Origin of the sequence: Microbacterium sp. LWO12-1.2, assembly GCF_040675875.1 — a bacterium.
In the GTDB taxonomy this organism is placed as follows: domain Bacteria; phylum Actinomycetota; class Actinomycetes; order Actinomycetales; family Microbacteriaceae; genus Microbacterium.
Genome location: NZ_JBEGII010000001.1, coordinates 1,953,936 through 1,978,069, shown reverse-complemented (window position 1 = coordinate 1,978,069; position 24,134 = coordinate 1,953,936). Strand labels below are relative to the sequence as shown.

The 24,134-nt window shown below is 67.4% G+C and carries 17 protein-coding genes; 13 read left to right on the top strand and 4 right to left on the bottom strand.

All coding sequences use genetic code 11. The features are described 5' to 3' along the window. Positions 1-2 precede the first annotated feature (2 nt). Entirely contained in the window at positions 3-947 is a 945-nt protein-coding gene (locus MRBLWO12_RS09430; RefSeq protein WP_363554836.1) for a quinone oxidoreductase family protein, read from the bottom strand. Positions 948-970: 23 nt separating this feature from the next. Beyond that, entirely contained in the window at positions 971-5,005 is a 4,035-nt protein-coding gene (gene hrpA / locus MRBLWO12_RS09425) for an ATP-dependent RNA helicase HrpA (RefSeq protein ID WP_363554834.1), read from the bottom strand. A gap of 42 nt (positions 5,006-5,047) precedes the next feature. Between hrpA and MRBLWO12_RS09420 the strand changes: the two genes are divergently transcribed. From MRBLWO12_RS09420 to MRBLWO12_RS09405, 4 genes are all read left to right on the top strand, one after another. Further along, positions 5,048-6,256, top strand: coding sequence for a heparan-alpha-glucosaminide N-acetyltransferase domain-containing protein (locus tag MRBLWO12_RS09420; RefSeq protein ID WP_363554832.1), 1,209 nt, complete (start codon positions 5,048-5,050; stop codon positions 6,254-6,256). A 67-nt stretch (positions 6,257-6,323) separates the two neighbouring features. After that, complete coding sequence (locus MRBLWO12_RS09415) at positions 6,324-7,160, top strand: aldo/keto reductase (protein ID WP_363554830.1); 837 nt, start codon at positions 6,324-6,326, stop codon at positions 7,158-7,160. Between the two features lie 73 nt (positions 7,161-7,233). Beyond that, on the top strand, positions 7,234-7,803 hold the full coding sequence (msuE, locus tag MRBLWO12_RS09410; RefSeq protein WP_363554828.1) for an FMN reductase: 570 nt from the start codon (positions 7,234-7,236) through the stop codon (positions 7,801-7,803). A 37-nt stretch (positions 7,804-7,840) separates the two neighbouring features. Then, a complete protein-coding gene (locus MRBLWO12_RS09405) occupies positions 7,841-9,652 on the top strand; it encodes a thioredoxin domain-containing protein (RefSeq protein ID WP_363554826.1) in 1,812 nt (603 codons plus the stop codon). 12 nt (positions 9,653-9,664) lie between these two features. Here MRBLWO12_RS09405 and MRBLWO12_RS09400 read toward each other — a convergent pair whose 3' ends face one another. Beyond that, the gene (locus tag MRBLWO12_RS09400) at positions 9,665-9,883 is read right to left on the bottom strand and encodes a hypothetical protein (RefSeq protein WP_363554824.1); all 219 of its coding nucleotides are present in this window, start codon (positions 9,881-9,883) and stop codon (positions 9,665-9,667) included. 289 nt (positions 9,884-10,172) lie between these two features. On the opposite strand from MRBLWO12_RS09400, the gene hisC reads away from it, so the two are divergent. From hisC to MRBLWO12_RS09385, 3 genes are read left to right on the top strand one after another with little or no spacing between them, the layout of a single operon-like run. Further along, a complete protein-coding gene (gene hisC / locus MRBLWO12_RS09395; protein ID WP_363554822.1) occupies positions 10,173-11,279 on the top strand; it encodes a histidinol-phosphate transaminase in 1,107 nt (368 codons plus the stop codon). Further along, on the top strand, positions 11,276-12,664 hold the full coding sequence (locus MRBLWO12_RS09390) for an amino acid permease (protein WP_363554820.1): 1,389 nt from the start codon (positions 11,276-11,278) through the stop codon (positions 12,662-12,664). The genes hisC and MRBLWO12_RS09390 overlap by 4 nt, the downstream gene beginning before the upstream one ends. A 4-nt stretch (positions 12,665-12,668) precedes the next feature. After that, positions 12,669-13,157 (top strand): Lrp/AsnC family transcriptional regulator, encoded by a 489-nt coding sequence (locus MRBLWO12_RS09385; RefSeq protein WP_363554818.1) that lies wholly within the window; start codon positions 12,669-12,671, stop codon positions 13,155-13,157. 18 nt (positions 13,158-13,175) lie between these two features. Here the strand turns inward: MRBLWO12_RS09385 and MRBLWO12_RS09380 are convergent, their stop codons facing one another. Further along, positions 13,176-14,729, bottom strand: a complete 1,554-nt coding sequence (locus MRBLWO12_RS09380; RefSeq protein ID WP_363554816.1) for a dolichyl-phosphate-mannose--protein mannosyltransferase — start codon at positions 14,727-14,729, stop codon at positions 13,176-13,178. A 35-nt stretch (positions 14,730-14,764) separates the two neighbouring features. Between MRBLWO12_RS09380 and rsmI the strand changes: the two genes are divergently transcribed. From rsmI to MRBLWO12_RS09350, 6 genes are all read left to right on the top strand, one after another. Next, positions 14,765-15,586 (top strand): 16S rRNA (cytidine(1402)-2'-O)-methyltransferase, encoded by an 822-nt coding sequence (gene rsmI / locus MRBLWO12_RS09375; protein ID WP_363554814.1) that lies wholly within the window; start codon positions 14,765-14,767, stop codon positions 15,584-15,586. Between the two features lie 232 nt (positions 15,587-15,818). Next, complete coding sequence (locus MRBLWO12_RS09370; RefSeq protein WP_414685466.1) at positions 15,819-19,163, top strand: NACHT domain-containing protein; 3,345 nt, start codon at positions 15,819-15,821, stop codon at positions 19,161-19,163. Between the two features lie 133 nt (positions 19,164-19,296). After that, positions 19,297-20,403, top strand: coding sequence for a LacI family DNA-binding transcriptional regulator (locus MRBLWO12_RS09365; RefSeq protein WP_363554810.1), 1,107 nt, complete (start codon positions 19,297-19,299; stop codon positions 20,401-20,403). Positions 20,404-20,579: 176 nt separating this feature from the next. Next, a complete protein-coding gene (locus MRBLWO12_RS09360) occupies positions 20,580-22,244 on the top strand; it encodes an ABC transporter substrate-binding protein (protein ID WP_363554808.1) in 1,665 nt (554 codons plus the stop codon). Continuing rightward, entirely contained in the window at positions 22,241-23,221 is a 981-nt protein-coding gene (locus tag MRBLWO12_RS09355) for an ABC transporter permease (protein ID WP_363554806.1), read from the top strand. Before MRBLWO12_RS09360 ends, MRBLWO12_RS09355 begins: the two co-directional genes overlap by 4 nt. Next, positions 23,218-24,132 (top strand): ABC transporter permease, encoded by a 915-nt coding sequence (locus tag MRBLWO12_RS09350; RefSeq protein WP_363554804.1) that lies wholly within the window; start codon positions 23,218-23,220, stop codon positions 24,130-24,132. The genes MRBLWO12_RS09355 and MRBLWO12_RS09350 overlap by 4 nt, the downstream gene beginning before the upstream one ends. The last annotated feature ends 2 nt before the right edge of the window (positions 24,133-24,134 follow it).

The following is a 24,134-nucleotide window of genomic DNA, read 5'->3' as shown; positions in this document are numbered from 1 at the left end:
GGTCAGGGGATCAGCACGATCTTGCCCGAGGCGGCGCCGGATTCCACGAGCTCGTGGGCCTGCGCCGCTTCGGCGAGAGGCAGTTCGGGGCCGAGCTCGATCGTGAAGTCGCCGGAGGCGAGCAGGGCGATCGTCGCCGGGAGCGCCTCGGCACGCCACGCGAGCTCCTCTGCGGTCAACGGGGCCGGCGAACCCCCGGAGAAGGCGCGGATGCCGAACGACGCGGCATCCGGCCCCCGCACGATCGTCGCGATGCGGTCGCGGTCGGCGACGAGTGCCAGCGAGGTCTCGATCGCCTCGTCCGTGCCCGCGCAGTCCAGCGCCACCGTGACGTCCTCAGGTGCGGCCTCGCGCACGCGCTCGAGCAGACCATCACCGTAGGCGACGGGGATCGCGCCGAGTTCGCGCAGCTGATCGTGGCGGGCGGGGCTGGCGGTCGCGATCACGGTCGCACCCCATGCGACCGCGAACTGCACGGCTGCCTGACCGACGGATCCGGAGCCGCCGTGCACGAGCAGCACATCATCGGCGGTGACGGCGAGGGAGCGCAGCGCCTGGTACGCGGTGCCGGCCGGGATGCCGATGCCGGCGCCCTCAGCCGCGGTCACGGAGTCGGGGAGGGGCGCGAGGTTCGCGACCGGGACGCGGAGCAGGTCGGCGTAGGTGCCGACGGTGTCGCGGATCGCGACGCGATCGCCCACGGAGTAGTCGTCGACGTCGGAGCCGATCGAGTCGATCACGCCCGCCCCGTCGAAGCCGACCGGACGGGGCTCGGTGATGGGCGGTGAGGGGCGCTTGCCGCCCCGGATCTTGGCGTCGATCGGGTTGACTCCCGCCGCCTCGATGCGCACCACGACCTCGCCGTCACCGGCGATGGGGTCGGGCACCTCGCTGAGGTGCAGAACGTCGGGGGAGCCGATTTCGGTGTAGACGATCGCGCGAGCCATGCTGCCAGGCTACCCGCCGTGGATCAGCGTCCGGCGAGTGCCTTCAGGATGCGTTGCGGCGACACCGGCTGCGCGGTGCCCAGTCGCTGCGCGAACACGCTTATCCGATACTCCTCCAGTAGCCAGCGCGTCTCGACCAGCGGGGCCGCAACTCCTGGAGCGAGGGGGATCGTGCCGCCGGCATCCTCGTATGCCTTCGCCATGCGTTCGAACTCCGTCATGCGGGCGCGGTCCTTGCCCGGTTCGCTCGCGAGCATCTTCAGACGGTCGAGCATGCCGGCGAGGTAGCGCGGGAAGTGCGCGAGGCGTTCGACGCCCGCCGCAGAGACGAAACCGGGATGCAGGAGGCCGGACAGCTGCGTGCGGATGTCGTTGAGCGGCCCGAGCAGCGCGAGCGAGTTCTGTGACTTGATGCCCCGCTCGACCTCGCGCGACGAGGTGAGGATGCGGGCGACCAGCGAGACGCACGCGAACAGGTCGTCGACCAGGGCGGCGGAGACCGCATCGCGCACGCGGGTGAACTCCGCCTCGGTGCGGACGACGCCGCGTCCCTCGCCGGTCGCTGAGCCTGTCGAAGCGTCGATGACCGCGCGGGCGACCGCGGCGCGGCAATCCTCGATCAGTGCCGCGGCCGAGGAGTACGGCGAGGCGGCGAGCGCCAGCTTCTCCTGGCTCGTGAGGTGCTCCTGCACGTACGACGAGGGTGACGGCACCGCGAGCAGCACCAGCCGCAGCACGCCGTCGCGGGTCGCGGCAGCCGCGGCATCCGCTGTCGACTCCACGCGCACCGACGCAGTCTTGCCCTGGTCGACGATCGCCGGGTAGCCGCGCACGACGCCGCCGGCGACGCGGGTGTCGAGCACCTCGGGGAGGTCGCCGAACGTCCACGCGGTCAGGCCGTCCTGCTCGATGGGGCCGCGCGCGGATGCCGCTGCCACCGACGCCGAGGCCTCCTTCGCACCGCCGCGAGGCCGTGGAGGGGCGGCGATCGAACGGGCGACGCTGCTGCGGGCACGGTCGGAGAGCTGCTGCTGCAGCGCGGTGAGGTCGCGGCCGGTACCGGCCGTCCTCCCACGCTCGTCGACCGCGCGGAAGTTCATGCGCAGGTGCGCGGGCACCCGCTCCTCCTCGAAATCCGCCGCCGAGACGAGCTGGTTCGCGAGGGGCTGGATGAGCCGCGCGAGCGCTTCTTTCAGGGTGCGTGCGGGCAGACCGCCGTGCGACTCCGGGCCCTCGCCCGCGAGTTCGGCGCCGAACTTCTCGGCCCAGTCCGCCGCGGGCACCACGTGCCGCCGGATGGACTTGGGGAGCGCGCGCAGCAGGCCGGTGATCAGCTCGGCGCGAAGCCCAGGCACCTGCCAGTCGAAGCCGCGGTCCTCCACCTGCGCGAGGAGCGCGAGGGGGATGACCACGCTCACGCCGTCGTCGGCGGCGCCGGGTTCGAAGCGGTAGGCGAGACCGAGCACCTGGTCGCCCTGCGTCCAGCGCGTCGGGAACTCGCTCTGATCGGCCCGCTCCTCGTCGTCGAGCAGATCGCCCTCGCGCATCACGAGCAGCTTGGGCGTGCTCTGCATCGCCTCCCGCCACCAGGCCTCGAAGGAGCGCACGTCGAAGACGTCCGCGGGGATGCGCTCGTCGTAGAAGCGGTACACGGCCTCGTCGCCGGCGAGGATGTCGCGGCGACGCTCCCGCTCCTCGAGCTTCTCGAGACGCTTGCGCAGTTCGGCGTTGCTGCGCCAGAAGGCGCTGACGCGCTTGTCGATGCGCGTCGGGTCCCATTCGCCCTCGACGAGCGCATGGCGCAGGAACAGCTCGCGCGAGGCCGCCCGGTCGATGCGTGCGAACTGCACGCGCCGACGCGGGACGATCTCGAGCCCGAACAGCGTCACCTTCTCGAAGGCGACGGCGGCGCCGGCATCCTTCGACCAGTGCGGCTCGCTGACCTGGCGCTTGGCAAGATCGCTGGCGAGCGATTCCGCCCAGGCCGGGTCGATCGCGGCGACCGTGCGGGCGAAGGTGCGCGACGTCTCGACGATCTCGGCGGCGATGACGGCCGGCGGACTCTTCTTGCGCAGACCAGAGCCGGGGAAGATCGAGAACCGGATGCCGCGGGCGCCGCGATACTCCGCGATGCGGCGCTTCGGGTCCTTCGCGGGGGAATGGGACTTGCCGGTGGGCGCGCTGCGCTCATCGAGGATGCCGATCTGCGACAGGAGACCGGACAGCAGAGCGCGGTGGATCGCATCGGGATCGCTCGCTCCGGTGTCGCCGCCCTGGCGTTCCGGCGACTTCACGAGCGTGCGCAGCTGCCGGTGCACGTCGAACCACTCCCGCACCCGCACATAGTTCAGATGCTCGGCGCGGCACAGTCGGCGGAACGCGCTGGATCCGAGCTCGCGCTGCTGCTCGCGCAGGTGGTTCCAGAGGTTCAGCAGGGTCAGGAAATCGCTGGTCGGATCCACGAAGCGCGCGTGCAGCCGGTCGGCCTCCTCGCGGCGCTCCTCCGGGCGTTCCCGCACATCCTGGATGGTCATGCCCGACACGATCGCGAGCACGTCGCGCGTGACGCTGGCGCCCTGGGTCCCTGAGCTCGTCGAAGGGCGGCCGGCCTCGATCAGCATCCGCGCGAACCGGGGATCGATCGGCATGCGCGAGATGTCGCGGCCCGTGCGGGTGAGGCGCGGGGAACCGTCCCGACGAGACGGTTCGACCGCGCCGAGCTCGGTCAGCAGGTCGAACGCGGCCTTCACTCCGCGGGAGTCGGGCGGGGTGAGGAAGGGGAACGCCGCGATGTCGCCGAAGCCCAGCGACAGCATCTGCAGGATGACCGAAGCCAGCGAGGTGCGCAGGATCTCGGGCTCGGTGTATTCCGGGCGGCGGTCGAAGTCCTCTTCGGAGTACAGCCGGATCGCGATGCCGTCGCTGGTGCGGCCGGCGCGTCCGGAGCGCTGATTCGCCGAGGCCTGCGAGATCGCCTCGATCGGCAGGCGCTGCACCTTCGAGCGGTTGCTGTAGCGGGAGATGCGGGCGGTCCCGGTGTCGATCACATAGCGGATGCCGGGCACCGTGAGGCTCGTCTCGGCGACGTTGGTGGCCAGGATCACGCGGCGCCGCACTCCGGCGACGCGGCTGCGCTCGAAGACCCGGTGCTGCTCGGCGGCCGACAGACGACCGAACAGCGGCAGCACCTCGGTGGGGGAGCGGTCGTGGGCGTAGGCGCCCCGCACCGCATCCGCAGCGTCACGGATCTCGGCTTCACCGGGGAGGAACACCAGCACGTCGCCCGGAGCTTCTCGGTCGAGCTCGCGAAGTGCGGCGACGATCGCGGAGACCTCGTCCTCCGGCCCTTCGACAGGCTCAGGGACCCATGAAGGGGAATCCGTCTCTTCCGAGTCGTCGATCAGGGGCCGGTAGCGGATCTCCACCGGGTACGTACGGCCGGAGACCTCGATGATCGGTGCCGGATCGCCCTGGTTCTCTGAGCCTGTCGCCTGGGTCCCTGAGCCTGTCGCCTGGGTCCCTGAGCCTGTCGAAGGGGCGAAGTGCTTCGCGAAACTCTGCGGGTCGATCGTGGCCGAGGTGATGATCACCTTGAGGTCGGGGCGCTCCGGAAGGATCCGCACCAGATAGCCGATCAGGAAGTCGACGTTGAGCGAGCGCTCGTGGGCCTCGTCGATGATGATCGTGTCGTAGCGGGTGAGCAGTCGGTCGCGGTGGATCTCGTTGAGCAGGATGCCGTCGGTCATCAGCGCGATGCGCGTGGCATCGGAGACCTTGTCGGTGAAGCGCACCTTGTAGCCGACGAGCGTGCCGAGCTCGACCTGCAGCTCCTCGGCGACGCGCTCCGCGATGGTGCGGGCGGCCAGGCGTCGCGGTTGCGTGTGCGCGATGCGCGTGCGGCCGAGTTCGAGCGCGATCTTGGGCAGCTGGGTCGTCTTGCCCGAGCCTGTGGCACCCGCGACGATCACGACCTGGTTGTCGCGGATGGCGTCGGCGATCTCCTGCCGGGCGGCGCTGACGGGCAGCTCCGGGGGGTACGAGATCACGGGTGTGGACATAGCCCTCCATCGTATGCCGCGATTCGCCCCTACGATCATCGAGTGACCATCGCACTTCGCCCTGCTCAGTGGATCCGAGAGTTCGGACGGCCGCCCCGCATCCTCGGTCTCGACATCGCCCGTGGCCTCGCGATCCTCGGTATGGCCGGTGCGCACATCGGAGAGACAGAGCCGTTCCAGTGGCTCGATCCCTCCACCTGGACCGACCTGGTGCACGGACGCTCCTCGATCCTGTTCGCGGTGCTCGCCGGCGTCTCGATCGCGCTGATGACAGGGCGCAGCAGCCTGCCCGACCGCGAGCGCATCCCGAGCATCCGGCTGAATCTGATCGGTAGGGGAGCCGTGATCTTCGTGATCGGGCTGGTGCTCGAGATGCTGAACACTCCGATCGCCGTGATCCTGACGCTCTACGGGCTGCTGTACGTGGCCGTCATCCCGTTCCTGCGCTGGCGGGTGTGGCAGCTCTTGGTCGCCTCCGGGGTGCTGGCGCTCGTGGGCCCGGCTCTGCTCGCCTTCCTCGGCGCCGTGACGCTGAACCCCTACGGGGCCGGGATCGGCTTCGTGCTGTACGGGACCTACCCGATCACCGTGTGGATGGCGTTCGTGCTGGGTGGCATGGCGCTCGGGCGTCTGCGTGTCGACCGGGTGCGCACAGCCGCCGTGGCACTCGGTGTCGGGGTGCTGCTCGCGGCGGCGGGCTACGGCCTCGGTGCGCTGGGCCCTGCGACAGGAGCCGCAGGCTCGAGCGCCGGCTTCTCGTGGAGCTCCGGCTCCTCTGGGGCGAGCGACATGAGCATCCTCCCGGAGAGTTCCTCTGCGGAGGAGATCCTGCCTAACGGCTGGGAGACCTACCCGCAGTCGCTCGCCGAAGCCGATCCCCTGGGATCCGCTCTCCGCGCGTTCCTCTCCGTCGAACCGCACAGCGGAGGTACCGCAGAGATCCTCGGCTCCGGCGGATTCGCCCTCGCCGTGATCGCGCTGTGCATCCTGCTCAGCCGTCCGCTGCGCTGGCCGCTGCTCCCTCTGGGCGCACTCGGGTCCATGCCGCTGTCGGCATACAGCGGTCATGTGCTCGTGATCGCGCTGCTCGCGGGACCGGGCGGGTACTTCACGAGCAACGTCTTCTGGGCGGTCATGGCGATCGGACTGCTCGTGGCCACGACCCTGTGGTCGATGTTCGTCGGCCGGGGACCGCTCGAGCGCCTGGTGGGGTGGAGCGCGGCCAAGATGGCCGCCGTGCCGCTGCGTTGACGTCATCCGAGGAGATGTTTCGTCACCGTCCGATCGCACCTGTCATCACAGGTCGTAGGGTGGAGGCATGACCATTCCTGCACTCGAACTGAACGACGGCAACTCCATCCCGCAGCTCGGCTACGGCGTCTTCAAGGTGCCGCCGGCCGAGACCGAGCGTGCCGTGAGCGAGGCACTCGAGATCGGCTACCGGCACATCGACACCGCCGCCATCTACGGCAACGAGGAGGGCGTGGGCGCGGCGATCGCGGCATCCGGCATCGCCCGCGACGAACTGTTCATCACCACCAAGCTCTGGAACGACCGTCACCACGACGAGGAGCCGCGTGCGGCCATCGGTGAGAGCCTCGAGAAGCTCGGCCTCGACACGGTCGACCTGTACCTCGTGCACTGGCCGACCCCGGCCAAGGACGACTACGTGCACGCCTTCGCGAAGATCGTCGAGCTGCGCGAGGCCGGGCTGACCCGCAGCGTCGGCGTCTCGAACTTCCTGGTGCCGCACCTCGAGCGCGTCGTGGCCGAGACCGGAGTCGTCCCCGCGGTCAACCAGATCGAGCTCCACCCGGCATACCAGCAGCGCGAGGTCGTCGCCTGGGCCGACGAGCACGGGATCCGCATCGAAGCCTGGGGCCCGCTCGGCCAGGGCAAGTACGACCTGTTCGGCACCCCTGCCGTCGCCGAGGCGGCAGCGGCGCACGGCGTCACGCCCGCGCAGGCCGTGCTGCGCTGGCACCTGCAGAAGGGGATCATCGTGTTCCCGAAGTCGGTGCGGGCCGAGCGCCTGCGCGAGAACCTCGACGTCTTCGGGTTCGCCCTCACGGATGCCGAGATCGCGGCGATCGACGCGCTCGACCCGCTCGACGGCTCCGGTCGTGTCGGCGCGCACCCCGACGACGTGAACTGACGTCTCAGATCGCACATGACGCCCCGTGTCGCTCCCCGCGACACGGGGCGTCGTCGTGGGTACCGTCGGACACATGACAGCTCGCTACCGCGTCGTGGCCGTGTCGGGATCCCTGCACGAGCCGAGCAAGACCACCGCCCTCGTCCGCGCCATCGCCGAGGCGGTGGCCGAGCGTGCCGAGGTCGACGTGGAGATCATCGAGCTGACCGACATCGGGCCCCGGCTGTCCGGAGCGCTGCGGCGCGACCAGCTGCCGCCCGAGGTCGAGGAGAAGCTCCAGGCCATCGAGGCCGCCGACCTGCTGATCGTCGGAAGCCCCGTCTACCGGGCCTCATTCACGGGGCTGTTCAAGCACCTCTTCGACTTCGTCGGCCAGTACGACCTGGTCGGCAAGCCCGTGCTGCTGGCTGCCACCGGGGGAGGTGAACGCCACGCGCTCATCATCGAGCACCAGCTGCGTCCTCTCTTCGCTTTCTTCCAGGCGCTGACGCTGCCGCTGGGCGTGTACGCGAGCGACACCGACTTCGATCGCTACGAGATCGTCTCCGACGTGCTGCGCGCGCGCATCGACCTCGCCGCCGAGCGGGCGCTGCCGCTGGTCGGCTACGCGGCGTCGCGTCCGGTCGAACTGCTGGTCGGCTGACGGCCCCGTCGCCACCCCGGCGGCGTAGCGTGAGGGGATGACCAACAGGCTCGCCGACACGCTCAGCCCGTACCTGCGGGCGCACGCCGACAACCCCGTCGACTGGTACCCCTGGGGCCCGGAGGCGTTCGCCGAGGCACAACGCCGTGATGTGCCCCTGCTGATCTCGATCGGCTACTCGACCTGCCACTGGTGCCATGTGATGGCGCGGGAGTCGTTCGCGGACCCGGAGATCGCGGCCGTCATGAACGGTGGCTTCGTCGCGGTGAAGGTCGACCGCGAGGAGCACCCCGACGTCGACGGCGCCTACATGGCGGCGGCCTCCGCTTTCACGCAGAACCTCGGGTGGCCCCTCACCGTGTTCGCCACCCCTCGAGGGCGCACCTTCTTCGCCGGCACCTACTGGCCTCCGGACGCGCGGCCGCCGCTGCCCTCGTTCCGTGAGGTGCTGGCGGCGGTCGGCGAGGCATGGACGCAGCGACGCACACAGGCCGAGGAGTCGGCGGATGCCGTGTCCGACGCCCTCCTGCGGGCCGCGGAGTCGACGCCGACGGACCTGCCCGCTGCGGCGGCCCTGGCGTCGGCCGCCGAGGCGATCGCCGCGCGCGAGGATCAGCAGTTCGGCGGCTACGGCGGTGCCCCGAAGTTCCCGGTCGCGACGACGCTGCGGTTCCTACAGAGTCCGCTGGTCGTGCGGGAGGCGCCGGACGCGGCCCGCTCGGCGCAGCGGGCGCTCGCCGCGATGGCCGTCTCCGACCTCCGCGATGCGGACGGTGGGTTCTTCCGCTATGCCACCCAGCGGGACTGGACCGTGCCGCACTACGAGCGGATGCTGGCCGACAACGCCCAGCTGCTCGAGGTCGCGCTCGACGCCGGTGATGAAGAAACGGCTAGGGGGATCGCGGCCTTCCTGCTCGCGTCGTTGCGGCGACCGGGTGGCGGATTCGGCGCCGCGCAGGACTCGGAGTCCTGGATCGACGGACGCCGCGACGAGGGCGGCTTCTACCAGCGTCCGGTGTCGGAGCGGACGGGTCTGGAACCGCCCTCCGTCGACGGCAAGCTCATCACCGGCTGGAACGGTCTGGCGATCGGTGCGCTCGCCCGTGCCGGAGCACGCCTGGCCGAGCCGTCGTGGGTCGCGGCGGCCGCGCAGGCTGCCGAGACCGTGCTACGGGTGAATCGTGGCGCTGACGGCGAGCTCGTGCGGGCCTCGCTCGACGGCGTCGCTTCGGGTGCCGTCGCGACGGACGCGGATCTGGCGCTGCTCGCCGACGGCCTGTTCGCGCTTGCCCTCGCGTCGGGTGAAGCATCGTGGGCATCGGTCGCCCGAGAAGTTCTGGATCAGGTTCTCGTCGGCAGTCGCATCGATCCGGTGCTCGCAGAGCACGGCATCGCCGCTTCGCCCGACCAGACGGACGGTGATCTGCCGTCCGGTGTTGCGGCGACCGCGGCCGCAGCACTGACCGCGTGGCGACTCGGAGCGGGCGAGCGGTACCGCGAGGCGGCCCTCAGCGCGGTCCGCGACCATGCCGCGCGCGCAGTGGAGCAGCCGTTCGCCCATGGCAGCCTGCTGCGTGTGGCCGCTGGCCTGGTCGATCCGCCTCGACAGCTCGTGGTGGTGACCGAGAACCCGACCGGTGTGCTGGCCACGGCGGCGCTCCGGGCCGACGCCGACATCGTCGCTGCCGTGACCCCCGCGCAGGCGCGTTCCTTCGCCGATGCCGGTTTCGAGCTGTTCGAGGGGAAGGGAGAGGTACAGGCGGGCGGAGACGGGCTGGCCTACGACTGCCGCGCGTTCGTGTGTCGTCTGCCGGTCGACGATCCGCGCTCCCTCTCGGTGGAGCGCTGATCCGATTCCGACTCAACCCGTATTGCGCGGATGCCGCCGCGCGGTGCGCTCGTTGCCTCGGCGGTAGTTCCCGGTCAGGCGCGCCATCAGCAGCTGTGCGTCCCCGCTCTCGACCTGGGTGAGGAAGTCGCGTGCGCGCGCGCCCCGCAGCACGATGGCGGTCACGCCGTGGTGTCGGATGACGACGTCGTCACCGTGCATCACGAAGTCGAATCCGGACGGGGCTGGCATCGCTCGATCGTAGCTGCCACCCCTTGAGAGCGGTGCGGAGGTAGGAGGAGGCTGCAGCGTAGGTCGATTTCGTGCGGATACGCCTACGCCGCGGTGATCGCCTACCTCCGAGACGACGGCGCGTGTGGACTGAACAGTCTGCACAGCGGCGAGCACGCTGACCGCCTCCGACTGCGCGCGATGCGCACCTTTCGCTGCACCGATTGCTCAGCCGTCGCATCCGGTCTACTGTTGCGCGACAGAGGCGCCGCCTGCGCCGCCACCGGATCACAGCAAGGATGCTCTGCCGATGCCCCTCCCCACCCGCGCCGGACTCGATGCCGTGCCCGCCTACCGGCAGGGCCGTTCGGCCCCCGCCGGTGCCTCCAAGCTCTCGTCGAACGAGTCCCCGCATCCGCCGCTTCCCTCGGTGATCGATGCCGTGCACGACCGACTCGGATCGATCCACCGGTACCCCGACATGAGTGCCGCGGCCCTGCGCGCCCGCCTCGCAGAGCGGTACGACGTCGACCCGAGCCTGGTCACGGTCGGCGCCGGATCCGTGGAGCTCGCCGCCCAGCTGATCCATGCGGTCGCCGGAGACGGCGACGAGGTCATGTTCGCCTGGCGGTCCTTCGAGGCCTATCCGTCGCTCGTGCGGATCGCCGGCGCCACTCCTGTGGCCGTGCCGCTGACGCCGGAGTACGTGCACGACCTCGACGCCATGCTCGCCGCGATCACACCGCGCACGCGGCTGATCTTCGTCTGCAACCCCAACAACCCGACCGGCACCGTGGTCGGCGCCGACGAGCTGGAGAGCTTCGTGGCGGCGGTCCCGCACGACGTGCTGGTCGTGATCGACGAGGCCTATGTGCACTTCGATCGCACCACGTACTTCGATGCCGAGACCAGCGGTGCGGGGATCGAACTCTTCCGCCGCCACCCGCACGTGGCCGTGCTGCACACGTTCTCCAAGGCCTACGGCCTGGCGGGCCTGCGCATCGGCTATGCCATCGCGCCGGCGGAGATCGCCGAGAACCAGCGCAAGGTCGCCGTCCCGTTCGGTGTGACCGACCTCGCCCAGATCGCGGCGAGCGCGTCATTGGATGCCGAGGACGAGCTCTCCCTCCGCATCGACGAGGTCGTCCGTGAGCGCGACCGGCTGCACGCACTCCTCCTCGCTGCCGGTTGGCCCGCGGTCGCTTCGCAGGCGAACTTCGTCTGGGTGCCCGCGGGGGAGCGCACCGAGGAGCTCGAGACGCTCCTGCGCGAGGGCGGCGTCATCACGCGAGCGTTCGCGGGCGAAGGCGTGCGCATCTCCTCCGGATCCGCCGAGGACATCGACCGGGTGGAGGCCGCCCTGGCGGCATCCGTCTCGAACTCCGACCTTTCCGCTCGCAAGGAGGCGACCGTATGACCGAAGTGCCCGTCACCACGACGACGACCAAGGGACTGCACCCGGGGCTCACGCGCCGGCAGATCTCGATGATGGGCCTGGGCGGTGCCATCGGCGCCGGATTGTTCGTCGGTTCGGGACAGGCGATCGGTCTCGCCGGCCCCGCCGTGCTGATCTCGTACCTGGTCGCCGGGGGCATCGTGATCCTGGTGATGGCGATGCTGGCCGAGATGGTGGCAGCGCGGCCGAGCTCCGGTGCGTTCAGCTCCTACGCGCAGAAGGCGATGGGGCGCAGCGCGGGCAGCGCGGTCGGCTGGCTGTACTGGATCCAGCTGGTCGTGGTGATCGCGGCCGAGGCCACGGGGGCAGCGGGCATCGTCGCCGGCTGGGTGCCAGGCATCCCCGCGTGGGTGTGGGTGCTGATCTTCGTGGTCGCCCTCACCGCGGTCAACCTGTTCGGTGTGAGCAACTACGGCCGTTTCGAGTTCTGGTTCGCCGCCATCAAGGTCGCCGCGATCATCGCGTTCCTCGTGGTGGGCGTGTGCGCGATCGTGGGTCTGATCCCCGGAGTGCCCGCGACCGGCATCAGCAACCTCTTCGACAACGGCGGATTCGCCCCGAACGGTATGACCGGCATCGCCGCCGCGCTGCTCATCGTGGTCTTCGCCTTCGGAGGCACCGAGGTCGTCGCGATCGCCGCCGCCGAGTCCGACGACCCGGCGCGCAACATCCGCCGTATCGTGCGCGAGGTGCTCGTGCGCATCCTGATCTTCTACATCGGTTCGATCTTCGTGATCGTCGCGGTGCTGCCCTGGAACTCGCCCGCCGTGCTCGACGGACCGTTCTCGGCCGTGCTCGCCACGCTGCATGTACCGGGCGTCGACCTCGTCATGTCGCTCATCGTCGTGGTCGCGCTGCTGTCGGCCATGAACGCGAACATCTACGGTGCCTCGCGCATGGCGTTCTCGCTCGGCGAGCGGGGTCTGGCCCCGCAGAACATCACCCGCACGAGCATCAAGGGCGTGCCGTTCGTGGCCGTGCTCTCGTCGGTGGCATTCGGGTTCGTGACGGTGGGGCTGAACTGGGCGTTCCCCGATGTGGTGCTGCCCGCGCTGCTGAACGTGGTCGGATCCACGTTGCTGGTGATCTGGACGGCGACGGCGCTCGCGCAGATCATCCTGCGCCGACGTGCCGACCGCGACGGTGTCGACATGCCGATGCGCATGTGGGGCTTCCCCTGGCTGTCGTGGGTGTGCCTGGCGCTGCTCGCCGGCGTCATCGCGCTGGCGATGATCGATCAGGCCGCCCGCATCCAACTGCTGCTGACGCTCGGTCTCACGGCGGCGCTGCTGGTCGTCGCCCGCCTCACCCGGGGCATGGCGCGCGCCGGAGTGGCCAAGGAGTAGGGGCATGCGTATCGATCGCCTCGACGCCGAGCTCATCCGCCTGCTCACCGAGTCGCCCCAGCTGCCGCTGCTGGAGTGCGCCCGGCGGCTGGGGATCGCCCGCGGCACGGCCACGAGCCGCCTCGCCCGCCTGCACGAGGGGGGAGTGATCGAGGCGATCGTGCCACGCATCGATCCGAGCGGCTTCGGATACGGTGTCGTCGCGTTCTGCCTGGTCGAGATCGATCAGAAGGTCGGGCATGACGATGTCGCGACCGCGCTCGCCGACGCGGTGCCGGAGATCGTCGACATGCACACGGTCACCGGTGCCAGCGATATGCAGCTGCGGCTGGTAGCCCGCGACGCCACGCAGCTGCAGGAGGTGCTCGACCGGGTGGCCCTCGTTCCGGGCGTGGCAAGGACGGCGTCGTCGATCGCGATGCGCACGCATCTCTCCGGACGGGTGCTGCCTCTGGTCGAGCACGTCGCCGGAGACGAGCCCGTCACGCGCTGACGCGGCTCAGGATGCGGCTCAGACCCAGCCGGGCAGCCAGTTGTGCAGGCGCCAGAAGTCGTAGGGCACGCTGATGCCGGCCCACAGCGGGTAGAAGAACGCCGAGACCAGCACGACGAACACGAGGAAGATGAGCACGGTGCGCTCGCCGGACTGGCGCCGGTGCAGCGCATCCTCTCGGCGCCCGGCGATGATCCGCAGCGTCATCGCGAGTGCGATCACCAGGAACGGCACCATGACCACGGTGTAGAACTGGAAGATCGTGCGCTCGGGGAACAGCAACCAGGGGATGTACGTGGCGGCGAGGCCCACCAGAGGCACGCTGATCTCCGGTCCGACCGGCTGACGGCGCACCCAGCCGCGCACCAGGAGGAACAGCAGGAACACGGCCGCGGCGACGCCGGCATACCAGATGAGCGGGTTCGGCACCGCGGAGATCACCGCCATGCAGTGGTCGACGCCGCAGAGCGCCGGATCCGTGCCGACCCACACCGCGGTCGGGCGCAGCAAGAACGGCCACTCCCATGCGGGGCTCGCGTAGGGGTGCCCGCGGTTCAGCCCGACGTGGAACCCGAGCATCGACTGGTGGTACTTCCACAGTGCGACGAGCGGGTTCGCGTCGCTCTGTCGGTCGTAGCCTCCCGCGGTCACGAACCACCCGGTCCAGCTGATCAGATACACCGCGAGCGCGGGGAACACGAGCAGCAGGAACGACACCGGACCCTGGCGGAACGCGGCATCCGTGGGCCAGAGGATCACTCCGGCGCGGCGGCGGGCGAGGGCATCCGTCACCACGACGTAGAGACCGAAGGCGGCGAGCACGTACAAGCCCGACCACTTCACGGCGCAGGCCGCCCCGAGCGCGAGTCCTGCGGCGATCAGCCACGGACGACGCCACAGGATCGGGCCCCAGAACGGGTCGGGGGCCTCGGGGGCCCTGCGCTCCAGAAGCGGGATCGTCCGTCGCCGGTCGAGCAGGACGAACAGCACGCCCAGCAGCACGAAGAACGTCAGGATGCCGTCGAGCAGGGCGATCCGACTCAGCACGATGCTCAGGCCGTCGAGGGCGATCAGGGTGCCGGCGACCGTGGCGACCACGATCGATCCGCTCAGCGTCCGCGCGATCAGGTACACGAGCAGTACGGAGGCCGTGCCGAGCAGCGCGGTCGCCAGGCGCCAGCCGGCGCTGTTGTCCGGCCCGCCGATCGCCATGCCCAGGGCGATCAGCCACTTGCCCAGTGGCGGATGCGCGATGAACGAGCCCTGCTCCGAGAGCGGCAGCTGCTGCAGGGTCACGAAGGCGTCGTTCGCCCCCTCGCCCCAGGTTCCCTCGTAGCCGAGGGTCCACAGCGACCAGGCGTCCTTGACGTAGTAGGTCTCGTCGAACGCGAGCTGGTGCGGGTGGCCGATGTTGATCAGACGCAGGACGGCGGCGATCGCGGTGACGACCAGGGGGGCGAGCCAGCGCACAGAGCGGCGCCAGTCCGGATCGAGCAGGATGCGGTCACGCAGCTGCCCGTATCGTGTCAGCCGCTCCTCGGGAGCAGGCAGCAGGGGCACAGGCGCGGTCACCGGTCCAGCCTAGACAACGCGCCTATGCTGAGCGGGTGATCATCCTCGCTGCCACCCCGATCGGAAACCTCGGCGACGCCTCACGTCGCCTGATCGAGGTCCTCGAGAACGCGGAGGTCGTGGTCGCCGAAGACACCCGCACCACCGGACGCCTCCTGCAGGCGCTGCAGATCGCCAACCGGCCGCGGCTGATCGCGCTGCACGACCACAACGAGAAGCAGAAGGCGGCAGAGCTCGCGGCGCTCGCGGTCGAGACCGACGTGGTGGTGATGAGCGACGCCGGCATGCCGACGGTCAGCGATCCCGGCTACGGCCTGGTCGCCGAGGCGGTCGCGCAGGGTGTGACCGTGACCGCGATCCCCGGCCCGAGCGCGGTGCTGATGGCTCTCGCGATCTCAGGACTCCCGACGGATCGGTTCACATTCGAGGGCTTCCTTCCGCGCAAACCGGGGGAGCGTCGCTCGACCCTTCGTGCCCTGGCCTCCGAGCCGCGCACCATGGTGTTCTTCGAGTCACCGGCCCGTCTCGCCTCCTCGCTCGCCGACATGGGTGGTGCCTTCGGCGACGAGCGCCGGATCGCGGTGTGCCGAGAGCTGACGAAGTTCTACGAGGAGGTGCGCCGGGGCACGGCATCCGAGCTCGTCGCCTGGGCGAAGGACGGCGTGAAGGGCGAGATCGTGGTGGTCGTCGAGGGTGCCCCGCACCGTGACGCCTCCCCGGAGGATGCCCTCGCGCAGGTGCAGAAGCTCGTGGCCGACGGCATCCGCCTGAAGGAGGCGGCCTCCGAGGTCGCCGCACTCTCCGGGCTCTCCTCGCGCGACCTCTACCAAGCCGCGCTCGCCGCCCGCGGGAAGTGACCGCGAGCCCCCGGTAGGAGCGTCCTCGCTCAAAAGGAGTGAAGCCGAACGCTGGCGTCCGCCCACGCCTCAAGTGCGACCTGTCGAGCTTGGACGCATGGCGGCGCTAGAGATCGCTCGCCTATAGAGTCGCAGTAACTCGGGGTGCTAGAAATAGTGCGAAGCGTTTAGCTCTATGGGCGCCTCCGGGAAGTTGTGTCAGCTGAATTGCGGATGATTGGATAGAGACCGAGTGGAAGCTGTCTGTGTAGCGCTGGGAATCGCGGCCGCTAAGTTCACCCTTCGAATTTGGACTCGTGGATCCGAAGTGGAATCATTGGGTAGCGACCTTGTCGGAATTCTTGGCAACAGTGTTCAGGGACAACTTGCAAAGCGTGAACTTCGTCGCCAAGCTGATCGAATGGCTGATCAGATCGCGGATCGGTTAGGTCCCTTCCTATCTGCCGAGGTTGCAGGTATCGAGGCGAATGAACTTGAGGCGGCCGCGCTTGCGGCGCAGGAAATCCTAGAAAAGGCGGGGTTACTCGATCTGCGTCACATGCTCAGCGTCGATCTCGATTCAGCACGGCTTGCCAAGTTTATTCGCACGGACGAGGCCGAAGTCCTGCGTGGCGCAGCGCTGAGCGAGGCCGGAGCAGGGGTTTACGACACCTTGATCTCGGAGTGCGCGAGCTACATCACGAGCATCGCAGTTCAATTGCCGGGATTCGCGACTCACGAAGCTCAGGAGATTCTGGGTCGGCATTCTAGGCTTGCGGAAATGGCTCAGGAGATTCTCGAGGGGATGCCGGCGTCGACCGTTCCGCGGGAGTGGGGTGCGGGTTCGGAGGATCAGCGATTCGAGAATAAGTACCGAAACTCCGTTAGAGAATTCGCTGGACAGCTACAGCTCTTTGGGGCATCAGCCGACGAAGTTCGACGCCCCTATCCGTTGTCGGTCGCGTACATCTCGATGGCTGTCGATGAAGGACGGACGGCTTCTCCCTATCAGCGCGGTGCTGGTGACCCCGACCTTCCCGGAGAAGCATCGTCGAGGCCAACGCCGAAAGCGCAAAATAATAAGTCAAAGTCGATGCGGCCCAGCGCCGAGTCGACAGATATGCTCCGGGTCGAGACGCTGCTCGCAGATACAGACCGTCTGCTGCTTACGGGGGGCGCCGGCAGCGGCAAGACGACGCTGATCCAGTGGATTGCGCTCTCGTCCGTATCGGGCCAGACAAGCACAGCAGCTCCGCAAGACTGGCAGAATCGCGTTCCATTCATAGTGCCGCTTCGGCGCTTCGTTGGTGTCGCCTTGCCGACGCCGGGGAAGTTCGTTGAGCAGGTCGCCCCGAACTTGGCAGAGGCGATGCCATCAGGATGGGCACATCGCGTTCTTGCCTCCGGCAACGCCACTGTTCTGATCGACGGTTTGGATGAGATACCCCAAGTCGAGCGGGAGGACACGAGGAGCTGGGTGTTGGAACTGATCCGCGAATTTCCATCAAACAAATATTTGGTTACATCCCGTACCACCGCAGTTACCAAAGAATGGAACAACGAAGAGTCTTTTCGTCAAGCTGAACTGCTACCAATGGAGTCGGGGGACATAAGGGCATTTATCAGCCACTGGCACGAAGCTGCGCGTCAAGTAACCGACCCTGACCGACAGCAGGATATTATCGATGCGGAGCGATCTCTCCTCGGTATTGTGCGGGACCGGCCGCCTATCAGAGCGCTGAGCACGTCACCTCTTCTATGTGCGCTCATCTGTGCCCTTCATCTTCAGAATGCGTCCTCGCTTCCAAATAACAGGATGGACGTGTATCGGACCGCACTCGAAATGCTAATTCACAAGAGAGACAGCGATCGAAGAGTGCAGCCGTCTCAAGTGGAGATTGATTTCACTGAGCGCCAGATTCTATTGCGCTATTTTGCCGCTTGGATGCACGAGAACGGTGCGGCAGACGCCACCCGAGAAGAGTTTGATGAAGCCATCGAGCGAGCTGTTGGTCGATTGCATCGTGTCAAGAGTGGCGCTCATGAGGTATCGAACTTTATGTTGGAGCGAAGCGGCGTGTTGCGCGAACCAATCGCAGGGAGGGTTGATTTCGTTCATCGGACATTCCTCGAGTACTTGGCGGCCTCTGCCTTTGTGGATGAAAACTCCATCAATAAGCTTGTGCTGCAAGCTCATGACGATCATTGGCGTGAAGTCGTAATACTTGCGGCGGGCCACTCGAATTCGGAACAACGCGAACAGTTGATACGCGGCCTGCTATATAGAGGAGAAGAGTCCCCTGATGAACGACATAGATTCTTCTTGCTGGCGATTGCGTGCATGGAAACGTCCTCGCAACTTCCGCGTGAGCTTCGTGATGAACTTCAAGTCGCGTTGCGTGAGGTGCTTCCGCCGAAGAATATGACTGAAGCGAATTCGGTTGCCTCGGCGGGTGAATTGGCTGCTCCTCTTCTTGGGAAATATTCGAATGAACGGGCCTCGACTGCTGCGGCCAGCGTGCGGGCTTTGAGCCTGGTCGGAGGCCAAAATGCTCTGCGTTCGCTAGAAAACTATCGAACAGATCGGCGCGTGACTGTCACTCGCCAGCTTATTCGCGCCTGGTCTGCATTCGATACGGATGAGTATGCTCGGCGTATTCTCGCCCACTCGCCTCTTGAGCATGGTTACATTACACTTAGTGACCCCGACCAAATTTCGTTGATCCCGGTCCTGGCAAACGCCACTCGTGTGTACGCTGCCTTCCCGCGCCGTTTTAAGCGTCTTGAAGACGTGCCAAAATTGCCCGAAATAGTCTACGGCGTGGACGTATCCGGTCTAGAAGATATTGCTTCTTTCAACTCTTTGCCATTCCACGATGGGATGAGATCAATTTCAGTTCGAAATTCATCTCTTCTGACTCTCGATGGTGTGGAGCGATTCCGGTCGCTTCGCTTTTTGTCAACATCTGGATGCGCAAATTTGGCGGACATATCAGCGCTTCACAGAAGTGTTAAGTTGTCCTATCTCGATATCTCTGGCGCCATGCTCTCTGAATTTCATCTTGGTGACGGCGCGAGTGATGTGGTCCGCTTCTTCTCCGCCAAGGAGCTCAGGAGCGTTAGTGGATCTCTTAAAGTGAAGGACTTGGCGATCACATATGCTCCCGCGCTTCGAGATATTGAGGGTATTTCATCATCGGACTCGCTCCGTGATCTTCACATGTACTTTGGTGAATTGCGGAAGCTGGTACTTCCGTCCGCGATCGAGCGTGTATCGCTAGCGACGTTTGGGCAGGCGCTTTCGATTTCTGGTGGGGAATCTGTTGTGTCGCTTGAAATTAGCTCAGAAATTCTTCCGAGCACGCTGGAGTGGATTTTGGGGCTTCGAGACTTGACACATCTGAAGATTTCTATCCGAGATGAGGAGATCGGGGGGTGGTCGCCAGCCACCGCGATCGCTGAGCTGTGTGGAAAGAGCTCCGCTCGCTCAGTGACGGTAGTCGCCGGATATGGACGCACTGCTGCGCTTCCCTCCCCCGCGGGTTGGATGCGCCGTGATGGGCGTTCGCAAGTGTGGTATCGACGCGAGTCGGTCTGATTGAGACGTTCACGGGTTGGAGACGACGCAATTCTTTCTTGATCGCCGCGAGTGAGCTCGCCGACTTGTTGCCGGCGCGCCACTAGCTGAGTCCACGGGTAGCCTGGGGCGACACGGGAGGGAGGGCGCAAGCATGCCGAAGACAGCCACGGTGTACGACGTCGCCGACCATGCGGGTGTGTCCATCGCGACCGTGTCGCGCGTGCTGCGCTCGCCGGATGCCGTGCGTCCGGCCACGCGGGAGCGGGTCCTCGATGCCGTCACGGCGCTGGGCTACGTACCCAGCGGCAGTGCGCGCGGGCTCGCAGAGCGGCGGACGGGCGTGCTCGGCCTGTACTTCCCGGGCTTCGACGCCGCAGAGGAGGCTCCCTCGCTCGACGTGCTGAGCCCTGGGGCTGCCGCAGCTCAACCGTTCACGGTCGTGCATGATGCCGCCGAACCGGGGGAGGAGCATCACACCCTGCTGTTCCTCGACGAGGTGCTGCGCGGCGCGGAGCTGGAGGCCTGGAAGCAGGGCTTCGTGCTGATGATCGGCGTCGGACGAGACGATCCCTCCCGCGCGACGGTGCGCGGCATGGCCGGCAAGGTCGACGGACTGATGGTGTTGGCGCAGAGCGTGCCCGAGGAGGAGCTCGCCGGGCTCTCGCGTCGCATCCCCGTCGTGGTGCTCTCCGGCCCGCCCCGCGGCGACCACTACGACCACGTGACGGTCAGCAACGCCGAGGCGATGGCCGAGCTGACCCGCCACGTCCTCGCCCAGGCCCGAGACGGCGCGCTCGCCTTCCTGGCCGGTCCCGAGGACTCTCCCGACGGCGCGCAGCGCTGGGATGGGTTCGCCGCAGCGGTGGCGGAGGCCGGACGATCGCTCGACGATGTGATCGTGGCCAGGGGGGACTTCACCCGCGCCTCGGGTCGCCGCGCGGCGGAGCAGATCCTCGCCCAGGCCACACCGTCCGCACTCGTCGCGGCGAACGACCAGATGGCTCTCGGCGCGCTCGAGGTGTTCCGCGCAGCGGGTCTGCGGGTTCCGGAGGACGTGGTGGTGACGGGCTTCGACGGCATCGAGGCTGCCACCCTCTCGCAGCCGCCGTTGACCACGATCCGCCAGCCGATGATCGATCTCGGGCGCGCGGCCGTGCAGGTGCTCGCCCGTCGGCTCGAGCGTCCGGATGCCGAGCCGCTCGTGGTGCATCTGCCGCTGCAGATCCTCCTCAGAGAGAGTTCGCGGAGACCGGATTAGAGGTCGTATGGCACCGTTCCCAGGCCAGTGAGGGCAAGGGAATCGCGCCGTCCGGTGCATTGTCAAGGGGTTGCAGTGCAGAAATGTATGCGCTTACACTCGCTCATGCGGCAGGGTCCGCAGGGCGTTCCGACCACGTGACGTCCTTCATGACAGAGACGACATGAGGTGGCAGGGTGTCGAAGAAGCACACGCTCCGGCGTTGGCGCAGAGCCGCGATCGTAGGTCTGGCGGCCGCGGCCGTCGTGCTCAGCGGATGCAGCATCCAGATCACATCGCAGCCCGATCCCTCGATCGGCGCCGACACGATGCTCATCAACGCCGACAAGGGCAATCCGTTCTTCACGAAGAACTTCAACCCGTACCTGACGAACACGCGCACGGCCTCGCGGTGGATCTACGAACCGCTGATCCTGGTCAACCCGCTCGACGGCACGCTCAACCCGTGGCTGGCGACCGAGTGGTCCCAGCCGGACGCCCGGACGATCGTGATGACGATCCGCGACGACGTGCAGTGGAGCGACGGCGAAGACCTCACCCCCGATGACGTGGCGTTCACGTTCCAGCTGCTCAAGGACAACCCCTCGCTCGACATCAAGGGCGCGTGGCAGCACCTGGAGAGCGTCGAGACCGACGGGAACGACGTCATCCTGCACCTGCAGAGCGAAGACGCCCCGTCGCTGTCGATCCTCGGACTGACCATGATCGTGCCGGAGCACCTCTGGGCCGATGTGAAGGATCCGAGCACCTACCGCAACGAGAACCCCGTCGGCACCGGACCCTTCGTGCTGGGCAACTACAACGACCAGCAGTACTCGATGGATAAGAACCCCGACTACTGGCAGGCGGACTCGATCGAGATCGAGCACATCATCCTGCCGGCCACCAACTCGCAGCTCGACACCGTCAGCCGCGGCTACGACTGGGCCTATGCGTTCATCTCCGACGTCGAGGGGACCTGGGGAGCGGCGAGCGAGCACAACGCCTGGTGGTTCCCGCCGGGCGGCGTGATCGCCCTGATGCCGAACCTCGAGGTCGCACCCTTCGACGACGTGAACGTGCGCCGCGGCATCGCGCTTTCCCTCGACCGCGAGGAGATCGCCGAGACCGCCTCCGAGGGGTACATGAAGCCGGCCGGTCAGACCGGCCTCATCCTCCCCAACCAGGAGCAGTATCTCGACCCAAGTATCCCCGACCAGGGCATGATCACTCAGGACGAGGATGCCGCACTCGCGGCCTTCGCCGAAGCGGGCTACACGCTCGACGGCGACCGCCTCGTGGACGCCGACGGCGAGCAGCTCGAGTTCGCGCTCACCACCGCCAACGGCTTCACCGACTGGACCAGGGCCGCGCAGACCGTCCGCAGCCAACTCGCCGAGGTCGGAGTGAAGGTCACGCTCAAGCTCCCGCAGCCCGCGGGCTACCAGAGCGCGATCAGCAACGGCGACTTTGAGATGGCCATCGGCGGCATGGGCAACGGTGACGTGTACCAGGCGTACAACAACCTCCTCTCCAGCGAGTTCTACGTGCCGTCGGGAGAGCCCACCGCCAACAACTTCGAGCGCTACAGGTCGGAGAAGGTCGACGCGCTGCTGGCCGAGTACCGCGAGACCGTCGACACCGCCCGTCAGGCCGAGATCGTGAAGGAGCTGCAGGGCATCGTCTACGACGAACTCCCGGTCATCGGGCTGTACTACGGCGGGATCTGGGGTCTGTTCAACGACGCCAAGTTCACCGGGTGGCCCACCGCGGACGATCCGTACATGATCCCGCAGAACTACGACTCGGCGCCGCTGATGATCTTCACGAAGCTCACGCGAGTGAACGGAGACGACAAGTGAAGTACCTCCTCCAGAAGTTCGGCCTGTTCGTGCTCACCCTGTGGGCAGCGATCACCTTGAACTTCTTCCTCCCGCGGCTCATGCCCGGCTCTCCGGCGGATGCCGCGATCGCGAAGCTCTCGCAGAACGGTCCGGTCTCCGACGCCACGCGCGCGGCGATCGAGGCGCAGCTCGGCGTGCCGACCGGCTCGATCTGGGATCAGTACGTCACCTACCTCGGGCAGGTCGCTCGGTTGGACTTCGGGGTCTCGTACACCTTCTACCCGCAGTCGGTCGCGAGCATGGTCTCCACCGCGCTGCCGTACACGATCGGTCTGGTCGGGATCGTCACGATCCTCGCCTTCGTGATCGGCACACTGATCGGCGTGGCAGCCGCCTGGCGGCGAGGGACCTGGCTCGACAGCCTGCCCACGCTGACCGGTTCCTTCCTCAGCACCTTCCCGTACTTCTGGACCGCACTGCTGCTGCTGTTCTTCCTGGGCTACGTGCTGCATTGGTTCCCCACGACCGGGGCCTACTCGGCCACGACGACACCCGGCTTCACGTGGGAGTTCATCTCCGACCTGGCGATACACGCGGTGCTCCCGGCGCTGACGATCCTGCTCACCTCGTTGGGCGGCTGGATCATCGGCATGCGCAACGCGATGATCAACACCCTCGGACAGGACTACGTGACCTTCGCCGAGGCGAACGGTCTGCGCGGCCGCACGATCGCCCTGCGCTACGCCGCGCGGAACGCGATCCTCCCCAACCTCACCGGCTTCGGGCTCACGCTCGGCGGTGTGGTGGGCGGATCGATCCTCGTGGAGCAGGTGTTCGGCTATCCCGGCATCGGATACCTGCTGTTCAACGCCGTGATCGGGCAGGACTACCCGCTCATGCAGGCGCTCTTCCTGATGATCACCGTGAGCGTGCTCATCGCCAACTTCCTCGTCGACATCCTGTACGGCGTACTGGACCCAAGGACCCGCCGATGACTTCCACCATGAACGTCAAGCTTCCTGCCGACCGCATCGCCTCCCCGAGCCCGTGGCGCGCCTTCGGGCGCATGATCGGAACCCTGTGGGGCAACGGCAAGGCCCGACTCGGGCTGTGCCTGCTGGGCTTCTTCGTGCTCGTGGCGGTGTTCGCCCCGGTGATCGCTCCATACGGGGCGAAGGACAACGGCTTCGAGCGCAACGCCGACGCCTCGGCCGCCCACTGGTTGGGAACCACGGCCGCGGGGGAGGACGTGCTGAGCCAGCTCATCTACGGGGCGCAGATCAGCCTGCTGGTCGGTTTCGCCGCCGGCATCCTCTCCACGATCGTCGCGGTGCTCATCGGACTCAGCTGGGGCTACATGCGCGGCTTCGCCGGCGAGGTGGTCGGCTTCGTGGTCAACCTCTTCCTGGTGATCCCCGGTCTGCCGCTCATGATCGTGATCGCGGCGTACCTGCAGAACGGCGGCATCCTGATGATCATCGCGGTGATCGTCGTGACCGGATGGGCGTGGGGCGCGCGCGTGCTGCGCAGCCAGACGCAGTCGCTCCGTGGCAACGACTTCGTCGCATCGGCACAGTTCTCCGGGGACAGCGCAGCGCGCATCGTGTTCCGCGAGATCCTGCCGAACATGACCTCGATCATCGCCGGCACGCTGTTCGGCGCTGCGACGGCGGCGATCCTGGCCGAGGCGGGGCTCGAGTTCCTCGGCCTCGGCGACTCCAGCATCGTCAGCTGGGGCACCATGCTCTACTGGGCGCAGAACTCCAACTCCCTGCTCACCGGGCAGTGGCTGCTGCTGTTCGCCCCCGGTCTGTGCATCGCACTGCTGGCCTTGAGCCTGACACTGATCAACTTCGGCGTGGATGGGATCTCCAATCCGCGCCTGCGAGAGGGGAAGGGCCGATGAGT

What these genes read in the sequence shown, in the direction of transcription:
- MRBLWO12_RS09430 (WP_363554836.1), bottom strand. Translation starts at nt 947, where the DNA reads ATGGCTCGCGCGATCGTCTACACCGAAATCGGCTCCCCCGACGTTCTG.
- hrpA (WP_363554834.1), bottom strand. Translation starts at nt 5,005, where the DNA reads ATGTCCACACCCGTGATCTCGTACCCCCCGGAGCTGCCCGTCAGCGCC.
- MRBLWO12_RS09415 (WP_363554830.1), top strand. Translation starts at nt 6,324, where the DNA reads ATGACCATTCCTGCACTCGAACTGAACGACGGCAACTCCATCCCGCAG.
- msuE (WP_363554828.1), top strand. Translation starts at nt 7,234, where the DNA reads ATGACAGCTCGCTACCGCGTCGTGGCCGTGTCGGGATCCCTGCACGAG.
- MRBLWO12_RS09405 (WP_363554826.1), top strand. Translation starts at nt 7,841, where the DNA reads ATGACCAACAGGCTCGCCGACACGCTCAGCCCGTACCTGCGGGCGCAC.
- MRBLWO12_RS09400 (WP_363554824.1), bottom strand. Translation starts at nt 9,883, where the DNA reads ATGCCAGCCCCGTCCGGATTCGACTTCGTGATGCACGGTGACGACGTC.
- hisC (WP_363554822.1), top strand. Translation starts at nt 10,173, where the DNA reads ATGCCCCTCCCCACCCGCGCCGGACTCGATGCCGTGCCCGCCTACCGG.
- MRBLWO12_RS09390 (WP_363554820.1), top strand. Translation starts at nt 11,276, where the DNA reads ATGACCGAAGTGCCCGTCACCACGACGACGACCAAGGGACTGCACCCG.
- MRBLWO12_RS09385 (WP_363554818.1), top strand. Translation starts at nt 12,669, where the DNA reads ATGCGTATCGATCGCCTCGACGCCGAGCTCATCCGCCTGCTCACCGAG.
- MRBLWO12_RS09365 (WP_363554810.1), top strand. Translation starts at nt 19,297, where the DNA reads ATGCCGAAGACAGCCACGGTGTACGACGTCGCCGACCATGCGGGTGTG.
- MRBLWO12_RS09350 (WP_363554804.1), top strand. Translation starts at nt 23,218, where the DNA reads ATGACTTCCACCATGAACGTCAAGCTTCCTGCCGACCGCATCGCCTCC.